11 protein-coding genes are annotated in these 14,114 nt (G+C 28.7%); 10 read left to right on the top strand and 1 reads right to left on the bottom strand.

Translation table 4 applies throughout. The features are described 5' to 3' along the window. Nucleotides 1–22 precede the first annotated feature (22 nt). From pdhA to C6B38_RS07040, 10 genes are all read left to right on the top strand, one after another. A complete protein-coding gene (pdhA, locus tag C6B38_RS07085; protein ID WP_105299106.1) occupies nt 23–1,126 on the top strand; it encodes a pyruvate dehydrogenase (acetyl-transferring) E1 component subunit alpha in 1,104 nt (367 codons plus the stop codon). Further along, nucleotides 1,126–2,115, top strand: a complete 990-nt coding sequence (locus C6B38_RS07080) for an alpha-ketoacid dehydrogenase subunit beta (RefSeq protein WP_105299105.1) — start codon at nt 1,126–1,128, stop codon at nt 2,113–2,115. Before pdhA ends, C6B38_RS07080 begins: the two co-directional genes overlap by 1 nt. 19 nt (nt 2,116–2,134) lie before the next feature. Next, complete coding sequence (locus C6B38_RS07075; RefSeq protein ID WP_105299104.1) at nt 2,135–3,418, top strand: dihydrolipoamide acetyltransferase family protein; 1,284 nt, start codon at nt 2,135–2,137, stop codon at nt 3,416–3,418. 16 nt (nt 3,419–3,434) lie between these two features. Then, nucleotides 3,435–4,817, top strand: a complete 1,383-nt coding sequence (lpdA, locus tag C6B38_RS07070; RefSeq protein WP_105299103.1) for a dihydrolipoyl dehydrogenase — start codon at nt 3,435–3,437, stop codon at nt 4,815–4,817. A gap of 142 nt (nt 4,818–4,959) precedes the next feature. Continuing rightward, nucleotides 4,960–7,092, top strand: a complete 2,133-nt coding sequence (locus C6B38_RS07065; protein WP_233485644.1) for a hypothetical protein — start codon at nt 4,960–4,962, stop codon at nt 7,090–7,092. Continuing rightward, nucleotides 7,085–9,295 carry a hypothetical protein gene (locus tag C6B38_RS07060; protein ID WP_105299102.1) on the top strand — a complete coding sequence of 737 codons (2,211 nt, stop codon included), beginning with the start codon at nt 7,085–7,087 and terminating at the stop codon, nt 9,293–9,295. The genes C6B38_RS07065 and C6B38_RS07060 overlap by 8 nt, the downstream gene beginning before the upstream one ends. Before the next feature lie 113 nt (nt 9,296–9,408). Further along, entirely contained in the window at nt 9,409–9,978 is a 570-nt protein-coding gene (locus tag C6B38_RS07055; protein ID WP_105299101.1) for a hypothetical protein, read from the top strand. A gap of 12 nt (nt 9,979–9,990) precedes the next feature. Beyond that, entirely contained in the window at nt 9,991–10,749 is a 759-nt protein-coding gene (locus C6B38_RS07050; RefSeq protein WP_105299100.1) for a hypothetical protein, read from the top strand. A gap of 14 nt (nt 10,750–10,763) precedes the next feature. After that, nucleotides 10,764–11,477 (top strand): hypothetical protein, encoded by a 714-nt coding sequence (locus tag C6B38_RS07045; protein WP_105299099.1) that lies wholly within the window; start codon nt 10,764–10,766, stop codon nt 11,475–11,477. Between the two features lie 48 nt (nt 11,478–11,525). Continuing rightward, complete coding sequence (locus tag C6B38_RS07040; protein WP_233485643.1) at nt 11,526–13,415, top strand: hypothetical protein; 1,890 nt, start codon at nt 11,526–11,528, stop codon at nt 13,413–13,415. 257 nt (nt 13,416–13,672) lie between these two features. Here the strand turns inward: C6B38_RS07040 and C6B38_RS07035 are convergent, their stop codons facing one another. Then, the gene (locus C6B38_RS07035) at nt 13,673–14,020 is read right to left on the bottom strand and encodes a DDE-type integrase/transposase/recombinase (RefSeq protein WP_233485642.1); all 348 of its coding nucleotides are present in this window, start codon (nt 14,018–14,020) and stop codon (nt 13,673–13,675) included. Nucleotides 14,021–14,114 lie beyond the last annotated feature (94 nt).

Here is a 14,114-nt window from a genome sequence, read left to right as displayed (position 1 = left end):
AGGAAAGGCAGGAATCAAAAAAATGTATTTTGACAAATTTGATTCGTTAAAAAATGAAATGCTTCAAATTATGGATGCAACTGGAAAGATTGTTAAACCAGATTTGATGCCAAAAATTAGCGATGATGAGGTTTTAACAGCATATAAATTAATGTGCTTATCACGTCGCCAAGATGATTTTCAAAATAAAATTCAACGACAAGGAAGAATGCTATCATTTCTTTCATCAACTGGACAAGAAGCAACTGAAGTGGCATATGGAATGCAAATTATTAAAGGAAAAGACTGATTTTCATCAGCATATCGAAATAATGCTGCTTGATTAGCAACAGGTGTTCCAATGCGTAATATTATGTTATATTGATGTGGAAATGAAATGGGAAGTTACATGCCAGAAGGAATTAATACTTTACCTATTAATATTCCAATTGCAACACAATATTCGCATGCAACTGGATTAGCATTTTCTGAAAAATATAATAAACGCGATGGTGTTGTTATTACAACAACCGGTGATGGGGGTTCTTCAGAAGGAGAATTTTATGAAGCAATGAATTTTGCTAAGTTACATGAAGTTCCAGCAATTTTTATTGTGGAAAATAATCAGTATGCAATTTCAACTCCTAGTCGTAAAGCAACAAAAGCAATAAACTTTGCAGTAAAAGGTATTGCGGTTGGAATGCGTAATATTTTAGTTGATGGGAATGATTTTTTTGCAGTTTATGCTGCTGTGCAAGAAGCTATTAAATTTGCTCGTAAAGGTGAAGGACCATCATTAATTGAATGTAGTACTTATCGAATTGGAGCACATTCCTCAGCTGATGATCCTAAGGTTTATCGTGATGAAAAATTACATCAAGAAGCATTAAAAAAAGACCCATTAATTCGTTTAAAAGATTATTTAATTAAGCAAAAAAAATGATCAGAAAAAGAACAAGAAAAATTAGATACTGAACAAGATAAATTTATTAAAGATGAATTTGCATGAGTAGAAGCAAACAATACTGTTTCAATTCGTGATATTTTTGCTTACAATTATGCTGAAATGCCAAAATTCTTAGAGGAACAATATCAAGAAGTCGAAGCATTTTTTGCAAAATATCCAAGTAAAGGAGGACACCACTAATGCCAGTTGTAAATAATATCCAAGCATTAACACATGCTTTAGATTTAGCAATGGAAAAACATCAAAATATTGTGATTTATGGTGAGGATGTTGGTTTTGAAGGAGGAGTCTTTCGTGTTACCATTGGTCTACAAGCAAAATATGGTGAAGAGCGTTGTTTTGATGCACCAATTGCAGAAGCAACATTAGTTGGAACAGCGGTGGGAATGGCTATTAATGGAATGAAACCAATTGTTGAAATGCAATTTGAAGGATTTTCATATCCAGCGTTTCAACAACTTTTTACGCATGTTGCACGATTACGTAATCGCTCACGCGGTCGTTTTACTTGTCCATTAATTGTTCGTATGCCAATGGGTGGAGGAATTCGTGCGTTAGAACATCATTCTGAAGCAGTTGAAGCAATGTTTGCGCATAATCCAGGTCTAAAAGTAGTTATTCCGTCAACGCCATATGATACCAAAGGATTATTATTAGCAGCTGTTGAATCACCTGATCCAGTCATCTTTTTAGAACCAACGAAGATATATCGTGCTTTTAAACAAGAAATTCCTGATGAATATTATACTTTACCAATTGGTGAAGGTTATAAAATTCAAGAAGGAGATGATTTAACAATTGTTACTTATGGAGTACAAGTTAGTGAATGTGAAAAAGCTTTAGCACAATTAAAAGAAGAAGGATTCCCTATTAATGTTGATTTAATTGATTTACGAACAATTCAACCATGAGATCGTGAAATTGTTATTGAATCTGTTAAAAAAACAGGGCGAATTCTAGTTGTTCATGAAGCTGTTCGTTCATTTTCAGTTGCATCAGAAGTTATTACAACTGTTAATGAAAAATGTTTTGAATATTTAAAAGCCCCAGCGGGACGGGTAACTGGTTATGATATTATTATTCCATTTGATCGTGGTGAGCATTATCATCAACCATCAGTTCAAAAAATTGTAGTTAAAATTAAAGAATTAGTTAACTACCAATTTTAGATAGGAGTTGAAAGTAAAAATGGTTAAATTTAAATTCGCCGATATCGGAGAAGGATTAACAGAAGGAAAAGTGGCCAAAATTATGATTGAAGTTGGTGACAAAATTAAAGACGGAGATGAAATGTTTGCCGTTGAAACTGATAAAGTTAATACGGAAATTTATGCGCCATGTGATGGTATTGTTAGCAAAATTAATATGGCACTTGGCGATACAATTTATGTTGGTGATGTCGTAGTTGAAATTGATGATGGCACTGCTGGTGATAGTCCAGCACCAGCTACATCAGAGCAACCAACGACAGTACCAGTTGAAGAGGAAAAAGCAGCAGGAGTAGTTGGTGCAGTATCAATTTCTAATACCGTTTTAGCGCCACGTCATTTACCAAACAATGGTAGTGCTAATGTTGATAGTAATAAAAATGTGTTATCAACGCCAATTGTGCGAAAAATGGCAGCTGATTTAAAAATTGATTTAACAAAAATTCAAGGTTCAGGACAAAACGGTAAGATTATGAAAGCTGATTTAGTCCAAGGGGCAAAAAGCACAACAACAGGCCCTACTTTATCAACATTGCCAATTAATATTCCGCAAATTAATGCAACAGGTGCTGTTCGTCGCGAAGCAATGTCACCAATTCGTAAAGCAATTGCAAAACAAATGACTTTGTCAAAAACTGTTATTGCTGAGGCAACATTAATGAAAAATATTGATGTAACAAAATTAATTGAAATTAGAGCACAATTAAAAGGACAAGCAGAACAACAAGGAGTTAAGTTAACATATATGCCCTTTTTTATGAAAGCTTGTGCAATTGCTTTAAAAGATTTTCCAATTTTAAATGCAGCATATGATCAAGAACAACAAGAAATTATTTTTAAAGACTACTATAATATTGGAATGGCAACTGACACACCGACTGGTTTAATGGTTCCTGTTGTTAAAGGAGTTGATCAGTTAAATATTATGCAAATTGCAAAAATGATTAATGATTTAGCAACAAAAACACGTGAGCGTAAATTAAAACCTGATGAAATGAAAGATGGAACCTTCACAATTACTAATTTTGGGTCAGCGGGCATTGAATTTGCTACACCAGTAATTAATTTCCCAGAAGTAGCAATCTTAGGAGTTGGAATTATTAAAAAGGCACCAGTTATTAATAAAAATAATGAAATAGAAATAAGTTCAATCTTACCATTATCGTTAACGATTGATCATCGTTTAATTGATGGTGCTGATGGTGGTCGCTTTTTAGCACGAGTAACAGAATTACTAGAATCACCAGCTTTATTATTATTGTAAGAGAAGAGGTTATGAAATGGAAAACAAATATGATGTAATTATTGTTGGAGCAGGTCCAGGTGGTTATGTTACAGCGATTAAAGCAGCTCAAGAAGGTTTAAAAACACTAATTATTGAAAAGGAATATTATGGTGGTGTTTGTCTAAATGTTGGTTGTATTCCAACAAAAGCGTTGTTAAAAAGTAGTAAAGTATATGATATGATGAAACATGCTGACAACTATGGTATTGATGTTGCAAAAGCAGCAGTCGCCCCAAATTGAGTAAAAATGCAAGAACGAAAAGCAAAAGTAGTGACGCAATTAACAAAAGGGGTTGAATTTTTATTGAAAAAAAATAAAGTTGACCTAATTAAAGGCGAAGCGAAAGCAATTGACAAAAATACCGTTGAAGTTGCTGGGAAACGTTATTTATGTGCTAATTTAATTATTGCAACAGGAAGTGTTTCGCGTAGGCTACCATTACCAGCTTTTGAACAAGCTGAAAAAGCTGGTTATGTTATATCATCAACAGAAGCTTTATCATTACCAACAATTCCAAAAAAATTAATTATTATTGGTGGTGGTGTTATTGGCATTGAATTTGCTTGTTTATATCATCGTTTAGGAACCGAAGTAACAATTTTACAAGGTTTAGACACTATTTTAGAGTTATTAGATAAAGACATTCGTGAAGAATTAACAAAATTGTTAATTAAAAATAAGGTAAAAATTGAAACTTTAGTTAAGATTAAAGCAATTAAAGGTAAATCAGTAATTTATGATAATAGTGAAGGAAAAGAAGTAAAACTAACATCAGATTATTGTTTAGTTTCAGTTGGTCGAACACCAGTAACAACTGGTTTTGAAAACATTGGACTAAAAATTGGAGAGCGAAAAAACATTGAAGTTGATGAGCAATGTAAAACAAACTTGCCTGGTGTATATGCAATTGGCGATGTTGTGGGGCGTGCAATGCTAGCTCATGCTGCTTGAGCACAAGGAATTTTAGTAATTGATAATATCAAGGGAAAAAATGTAAAAATGAATTATAATAGAATTCCTTCTTGCATTTATTCATTCCCAGAAGTAGCAACAGTTGGAATTACTGAAGAGCAGGCAATTAAAGATAAAATTGCTTATAAAGCATTTAAATTTCCACTAGCAGCAAATGGTAAAGCAATAGCTGACGGAGAAACTGATGGTTTCGTTAAAATTTTATGTGATCCAAAATATGGTGAAATTTTAGGAGCTCATATTGTTGCTGCAACAGCAACAGATATGATTTCTGGAATTACTGCTTGTATGGAAACAGAAGGAACAATTCATGAATTGGCAAAAACAGTTCACCCACATCCGACGCTATCAGAGATTATTATGGAAGTTGCCCATGGTTTAGAAGGCCATGCAATTCATATTTAAAGTTACAGAATTAACTTTTTTTATTTAAAAATAATAACTAAAAAGATTAATTTTGTTTGAAAAGTCTGCTTTTCATTTAATATTAATTTTGTTATAATAAACCCATTAAATCGGTCTATAAAGTTTACTAAAGGAGATTTCAATGGCAAGAAAACCAGGCAGTTGACATAAACTTAATAATTTAACAAAAAATGTTACTGTAGCATCACGTAAAAAGGGATGAGTTGCTGCAATTTGTGCTGTATTATACCTTAGCGCTTTAATTCCCTCTGCTTATTTTGCCGTGGCATTTTTAGCAGATATTTTAAATTATGGTGGTATTGAAACCGATGGGCCCTTGCCCGATGTTAATGATGGAGATTATTTTGAAGTTAACTTTGCAAAAACAGAATTGCGAGATAATACAATAACAACTCCAGTCTTTGAAACTTATGAAATTCCTCCTGACCCTAATAGTGGGCAAGTTGCACAAACTCGTGTTCGTGCAAGATCATTACGATTAGAATATGCTTATAATTTAATTTTTGAAAAAGCACCTAGTTTATATATTGCAAATAATATCTTTTTTAAACATAAATATAATCAGCCTAATCAAATTCAAATTTTAGATATTTTTACTGATTCACGAGGCACACAGCGGTTAAGTCTTGCTGATGTGCAGCAAAATCAATTTAATTTAATGAAAAATTTATTATTTTTAAAAATCAAATACCAAGGGGTACTACAAAAAAATTTAATTTGAATGCCAACATTATTTGCTGGTAATGAAGGATTTTTATCAAACTTTTTAAGCTTTAAATTAGGAGAAACAAGAAACAAAGATGATTTAAAACCAATAGTTTGAGAAAAACAAACAAATATTCTAGGTGAACAAGCTAATAATATTATGATTAATGGTACTAATGATAGTTTAGCGTTAGCAGATAGAGTTTATGCTGCTTATAAAGAACGTTTTGCTGCTTTTTATGCAGAAAATAAAGGAAATGATAAAGAATTTATTGGCGATTATAATCCATATAGTAATTTTGCTATTTCAAGTGTTAATCCAAATGACCAACTGTTTCCAAGTACTTTTATTGATAGTACACATTACATGCTTGATATTAATCGGGTAATTCAATCAGTATATAAAAAAGGTGATTCAGAGCAAAGTTTTGCAAAAACAGATACTCAGATTAATGGTAAATATATTCCACAATTATTAATTTTCTTAATTAACATTTTAGAAACATCACAAAATCGTGGTTTAGTGTTACCAACAGAACTTGTACCAACAGATTGACAAATTTGATATCAACATCTTCAACCAAAACGTTTAAATGTTAATCAGCCAGAGCAATTTTATTTTATGTTTTTACCACAAGGTGAAACAATTAAAAATGTGATTGTAAATCGATTGGGGCAAGAAATTAAAGATGTTTTAAATGGTAAATATTCATTATCAACAGTAATTAGAGAATTGGAAGAAGATGTTTTGAGCAATCCTAATGGATCAAAATATAAATGAGTTTATGATTGAAATATTTTACCATTTCAATCATATGGAATAATTGAGAAAGCAGATTATACTGTTGTTAAAAGAACAATTCAAGAAAATGGTGATTTAACAATTAATTTTAATAACAATCAAGCGAAAAAATCAGACTATGTAATAATTGATCAACCATCATTACATTCAATTACTAATTTAGTTAATCCTGGCGATCGTGATGCCTATTCAATTAGTAATAAACAGAAACGAAATACTTTATTTACAAAATATTGAAGTGCTAATTTGTATGGCGCACAGAAGCCATTAAATTATATTGACATTGATGTTTCAAATATTCCAGGTGATATAACTTCATTCAAAACAATGCTACAAAACCAAATTGTTAATCGCACATGAGAATTTATCCAAAATATTAGTCAGAAGGTAGGAAACAATTTAAACATTAGTGATAATGTATTAGAAATAGATTATGCTAAGGCGATTGCAGAAGATATTATAACATTTACACCTTTAAATAATTATCATAATGCTGCTGCTACTTTTAATGAATGATTTTATGCATTGCAAGCAAAAAGTGAAGAAGAATATAGTAATTTAACTGTTATTGATATTAAATTAGAATTAAAAAAGAAAGAAAATGTTCGACATGTTCGACAAAATTTCCAAGCAATTACTTTCCGTTTTAACATTAATTATTTATGTATAAAATATAAAAATGTATATAAAGTGTATATAATGATAGTAAGTATTAATGTTTGAAAAGGAAGGTATTTAAATGCGTAAAATTTTAACACTTTTAACAACATTTCTGATTACAAGTGCTTCGATAACTAGTGTTATATCATGCGGAACAATTTCTCCACCAAAAATTGCTGGAAGAGAAAATATTTCAACAGAATTCACTTTAACTAATAATGTTATTGTTACTGATGACAATATGACTGTAGAAGAATCAATATTTAATCATGCAAAAAGTGAAGGAAGGATTTCTCAAGATTTATCCTTAGATTTTTTTGAAATTACTGATGCGGAAAATATGGTAAAACCAACTGCTGCTAATACGCCACAAAATGGAGATGTTGTTTTAACTGTTCGCCAAGATGAAGATATTCCATATATTGGTTCGATTACCATTCGTTTTACTTTAGTTAAAAAATTGTCAATGGACATTAGTCAAACTGTTAACTTAAAAAATGTGTGAGATGTAACAAAATATGAAAATGTTGAGGAATTATATAATGATATTTGGGAAAAGGCAGTTGGTAGTTTTAAACCAGAAACACCAATTGATATAGAAACTTATGATATCTCAGGTTTTGATTTACCAAGCGTTTATAACACAAAGTTACCTGTAACAATGTTTGCTGAATATAATGGAAAAGCAAATACGCCAACAAGTCTTTTTAGTGGAACAATTATTACATTCAACTTAAACATTATCAGTTATCGTGCTATAATTAATTTGAAATTACAACAAAATAACTTAGATCCAACATTGTTATATGATTTAGTGTGAAAAGAAGTTAAACAACAATTTAGTGATGATCATGGAGTTTCAAGTGATTATAATGACTATCAAGTTGAATGAAGTGATGTGATAGAACCAGATATTGGTGGCAATACACAATTGAATTTTTTAGCAACACCAAATAATGAAAACATTCATCATTATATGAGAGTTGATGGGTTTATTTTTAAAGACCAAATTGAATTACCATCAACAATAGAATTATCAATTCCAATTGTTGTAACTCAACAAGAACGGCCAAATGTTGATAAAGATTGAATTTGAAAATTAGCAATGCGAAAAGCAAACATTAATGGTGGCCCAGCATTAACTAATTTTAATACAACAGATTGACAAACAATATTTAGTAAGAATTGACCTAATATTGGGCGAACAGAAACAGTTACTTTGTGTGCAATTAATCGTAACACTGATCCAATGTTTAAAGGCGATGTTAAAATTAGATTAAAATTAATTAATCAAGGTATTGATCCTGGTTTATTAGAATTAGACCCAATTTTATTAGTTAAAAGTGATAATCATACAACAGATTCAGTCTTACATTTAGTATGAGATAAACTTATTAATAATAAAGCATGAAATCCGCATTTATCACGTGATTTAGTGAATTTTAAGCTTGAAGACCTAGATAGATTAAGCAATGCTTTACGAGACGCTGAAAACAGTGAAGAATGAAAATCTTATGCAATTAATATTTCTGGAAAACAAGAGGATGTTGGTGGTGACTTTAAAATAACTGTTCACGGTAAAATTAAGATGGTTAATAAAGCGATAGAAAAAGATGCCATAATTGATTTATCCGATAAAACTTATAACTTTATGCCAAGAAAACAATTTGGTTCAGATAATCAAGTGTCTTATTTAGTTCATCAAATTTGAGGTGATATTATTAAAAATTCAATATTTACTGCTAAAGATGAACAAGTTTTTGGTCTTTCAAAAATTCAAACTGATTGAAATTACTTTGAAGCAATTTATCAACAAATAGATGAAGCAATTAATAAATATGATGCAAATAGTAGTGATGATAAAATTCCATTAGAGTTGAAGTTTTCATTTAGAAACAATGCTATTTATACAGGTCAAGTGACTGTTAAATTAAATTTAACAGCAAGTGAACCAATTAATCTTGATTTTAATTTAACAAGTTCAATGTTACCAATATTTATTCGTAGTTTACCAACAACATCAGAAGATAAAAAAGAATTGGTAAAAAATATGGTTAATACAATACTATATGATGGAATCATAAAAAATCCAGACTTAAAAGCACAACAACGAAATATTTTATGACAATTATTATCTTATGATACAGCAACGGAAGAATTTATTGAACAATTTAATTTTCCAACAGAAAGTAATTCACAACGAGAATTAATTATTAACATTAAAACATCATCTGGCCAATTCGTTAATGGTTCATTTATGTTAAAAATAAATTTAATTTATCAACCTTAAAACTCTTCAAAAAAGAAGAGTTTTTTTCCTTTTAATAAGGGGGGTAGTATTTTTTTAAAAAAATGCTATAATCATTGTAAAAGAGGGAAAAATTATTAAATTAGGTGGTATTGATGGAAAAAGCAACACAAGATTTTCAAAAAAATGATATTCGGTTAACGAGAATGTATTTTACTACGCCAATGGAAATTATTGCTAGAATTATGATTTTAATAGGTCAAGCAGTTATGTTGGGAGTAATTATTATTGTATCAGCTTCTTTAGCAATGATTGTAACTAGTAAATTACCAATTCCTGCAGTTTTTAATAATTTTGGTTTAGCTGATGGTGTTTTTCGTGGTCTTACCATTGTTATTGCTTTGTTTGGAATTCTCTTTTCCTTAATTTTTGTAATTCCAACGCTAATTGTTCGTAATATTAAGCTTCTAAAGGTAACTGGAATTATTTTTAATACGGTTGGATGCATCTTTGTTTTTCTAATGTTAGGATTAAGCATTATTGCATATCTTTATATTCCTGTTCGATTAAATTTACCAGGGGTAATTATGTCTGAGATTTGTATGTTAACATTATTTTGAGGTAGTTTTTTATTATGATTATCAGCAATTCGTCAGCAAAAACAAATTAACCTTGCTGTTGCTGAAAGTTTAGATTTTAGTTCTAAATTAAAAATAGTTGAATAGGAAGGTGTTTTAATGAAAAAAACAAAAAATAGTAAAACAATAAATCAAGAACAATCAGCAAAAGTAGTGAAAACAATGCAGTTCATTGTTGATAATCGTCTGCCAGTGTTAAAAAATTTAGATAAAACTGTTATTGATAAAACAGTAAAATCATTAGGAGAATATGAATTAAATCGAAAACAGCAAATTCGGCCATTACCTTATCAATACAACCTTGAAGCAAGTAAATATTATTTCTCTACTAAGAGTGAAACAATAGCAAGAACTTTAATTGTCTTCTCACAATTATTATTAATTGTAGTTGCACTAATATATCTTCCAACATTAGGGCAAGTAGGAGCACAACTTATTATCTCTTTATTATCAAAATTTAAAACTCCATTTACTGATCAAATTGTAACAATTGGTCAACCAATTGTAATTGGAATAATTATTTTATTAGCTATTTTATGAATTGCAACATTCTTTTTTATCACAATTCCAATTTTAATTACTAAAACATTAAAAACTGTTAATATTTGAACAATTATTGTTAGTATTGTTGGTAATCTTAATTGTTTTTCAGTTCTTGGGTTAGCCATTTTACAATTTGTTTATGTTAAGAATTCAGTTGCTGGATTAAATATTAATCCATTTATATTACCGTCATTTGCGATTATTGCTTTTTGTTGTTTTATATTGGGTTGCTTATTTTTAAAAAGTGATCGCAAAAAATACCAAATAAAGTTAGAAAATGAAATAGCAAATCAAATTAGGGCGCTGAGAGAGTAAGGAGAAAAACTATTATGTTAACAAAAATTAGTTCAAAACGAGACGAATTAGCATTGCAATGAAACACACGAATTGAAGTTGCAGCACGTTTATTAGTTCTTAGTTTTTCAATTTTAGGAACTTTTATGGGTTATTTTATTGGGGCTGGTTGTGCAATGGCTTATAATAATATTAAGAATCTAACGGGTGTTATTTCACATCGAACTTATGAATTACATTATATTATTGCTGGAATTGCTGGTTTTATTTGTGCTGTTTTTTTCTTTTGTTTTATTGGTTTACCATATTTAAAATTAAAAAAAGCAACTAGTTTTAAAAGCTGAATTATTATTTCAACTATTTTTGCAACAATATATTACATAACATGTTTTGCTTTAGCAATAATTTTTATAAATATGTTTAATACTATTAATAATTATTTTATTGTTGTTTTTACTTTGCTTATTATTTGTCTGGTCGTAATTTTTTCGTCGTATTTTTCACTTTGACGTGAAGTAAAAAAACAATGGATTTTACGAAAAAAATTTGAGTATTTAGCAGATGAAGAACAAATGAAAAAAGTAGAAACAAAATTAGCAACTTTAGAATTACAACGTGAACGCCTTGTTGAATTAGAAACAATTAAATATAATAAAGAAAAGTATAGTTTAAATAATTTAAAGGAAAAAAAGAAACATATTTATGTTCAAAAGCCTGTTTTAGAAGAACAAGAACAAGAAGAAATTTAAAATCATCTAAACAAAAAAATATAATAAATATTAGAGGAGACCGTATTAATGAATAAAGAAGATAACAATAATAATGTCGTGGAAGTAACAATTCAGCCAGTTCGGCGAAAAATTTCTCGGAAAACAAATTTAAATCTTTTTGCTATTATTGCAATAATAGCAATTATTGCTGGGTTAGGTGGAGTTATTTACTCAATTATTGCTGCTTCTTTTTATCATAATAAAAATCCATGAGCAAATGCTATTTTGCTAGATGATAAAATTACAAAGATGGTTAATTCACAATTATCAAAAACATTAGTTGATTCTAATGGAGTTGCAAAACCAGAGAATTTAACTAGTTATGTTCAGTTTAATGTCAGTGAAAAAGATGGAATTGATATTTATGCTAATTTAACTAATATTCAAATTATTCAAGATATTTTTGCAAAAAGTAATTGAATTGAAGATAATTTAAGTATTGTTGAAACAATGCTAAAGGGAACAGGTGCTAGTTTATCAGGAACCAAAGTAATTTATCAAAATAATATCTTGAATTTAGTTTTGCGACCAAAAATTTTATCTTATCCATATAATGATGGTGATGATAAATATGGTTTGGTAACAGTTGTTCCAGTGGATTCTCAACAAGGGCTCTTTACATATAAAGTTCGTTTTCCTTTGCAATTAATTGCGACTGATTTTGCTGGTTATTATATTGATTTAAAGAAAACATTTGATTATACATATGATACAGTAGAAGGAGTTTACCCAGTTGCTTTAACATTAAGTCAACTTTTAAATTTAATTAGCAATCAAAAAATTATTAATTTAGTGCAAAAATATAATATTAGACTAGACAGTGGTAATGAATTAATTTTAAATAGTCTTTTAAGTGAATATTATCCAATTGCAAAACCAGATAATAGTATTTTTATTAATGAAGAAATTGTAAATAAAGATGGTGTTTCTTTTGCACCAGTTATTGGAACGCCATCTGCCAGTGACTTAACATTAAATATTAAGTATGATTCTAAAAAATTTAGTTCATTACAACAATTTGGTGCTAATCTTTTTAATTATCATGATAAAAATTACTCAGCAATTGCTAATATTTTTACTAAAATTGGAATTACAATGCCGATATTTGAAAATGTCAAAAATAGTTATGATTTATATGATCGAAACAGTGAAAATACTTTTCTTACTGATGCAATGATTGACCAACGAGTAAATTCTTATCGAGGATTTGTGAAAGAAATGGGCGTTGATTCTGATAATATTGCTGATAACTTTAATTATGTTACTAATGATAATAGCCAGTATGTTTGAGGTTCAGAACATCAAATTTTTTATAATGAAGTTAAAATTAAATTTTTAAATATTAATAACAATTTGGGAAATAATATTTATCGTAGTCCAACTAAAATTTACTATGACCAACAACGTTACACTAATACTTCAATTAATTTCCAAGCTTTTGATTTAGGGGCAAATGTTAAAAATGTTATTGAAAAAGTTCAATATGATGATTCTGAAGCAGAAATTGATCGCCGATTAACAAATCAAAGTGGAGTTATTAAAGCAAATTTAAAAGATTATTTATTAAAGCAATTAAATAATCCCGATATTAAAATTGACAATATTGTGAAAGAAATTACTGTTGGGGTTACACATAATACTTCTACAATTGAAGGAACAGTTTTTGCAAAACAAGTACCTATTAATGGAACTTTGCGGGGGAATAATAATAAAGTATATCAAGATAAATTGTTAACCTTACCGAAAATTGACATCACAGTACGTTTTTATTATGATGGCACTAACAGCAACACTTATAATTTATCTTATCAATATGATGTGGCGCCAAAAGTAGTTAAAGATTGACGTGGTGTTGATAAAAATAGTTTTAATGTTTTACAAGGTGATTTTAACTTTTCACGGAATTATAAAAAATAAATTATACCACACACATTTTAAAGATTACAAGAAAATAACAAAAATAATAAAAATATTTATTTATAATAAAAAAATATCATAAAATAAATAAATAAAAAATATAAAATTAAACAAACTAAAAATTAGTTTAAATACAAAAAATAATAATTCGCAAATTATTTAATTAAACTATTCAAAAAATTAAATGGTGTCTGAAAATTTAAAGACTTATGTACTCTTTCAAAATTATAAAAATAATAATAATCATTTAATTTATTCTATAAACTAACTGCATTTAATATTTTTTCTTCAAATACAAATAATTTAGTATAATTTTGATGAAATCTTTCAATCTTACCGTTTGACTGTGGAGAACGAACCGGTGTTGTCTGATGAAAAATATTTTTATCTTTTAAAAATTGAGTAAAATTAGTTTCTTTAACAGTATTTTTTTGATTATTCCGATAATTATTAATAAATTCAGAACCGTTATCAGTTCTAATTCGTGTTATTTTAACACCAAATATATTTTTAAAATCACTAATTGCTTTTTTAACAGCAGCAATAGCATTATCAATACTCAATTTATCATAAACATATCCTAATGCTAATCTTGTTTTTTTCATCAATAAAATCATAAACATAATACTTTTTATCAACTGGAAATTTACTTGATACAAAATATTTAGCGTCCATCTGTAATAAACCTATTAAACCTAT

This window comes from Spiroplasma sp. ChiS (assembly GCF_002968355.1).
Classification (GTDB): Bacteria; Bacillota_I; Bacilli_A; order Mycoplasmatales; family Mycoplasmataceae; genus Spiroplasma; species Spiroplasma citri.
The sequence above is the reverse complement of the archived record's forward strand: the minus strand, read 5'-3'. Positions and strand labels throughout refer to the sequence as shown.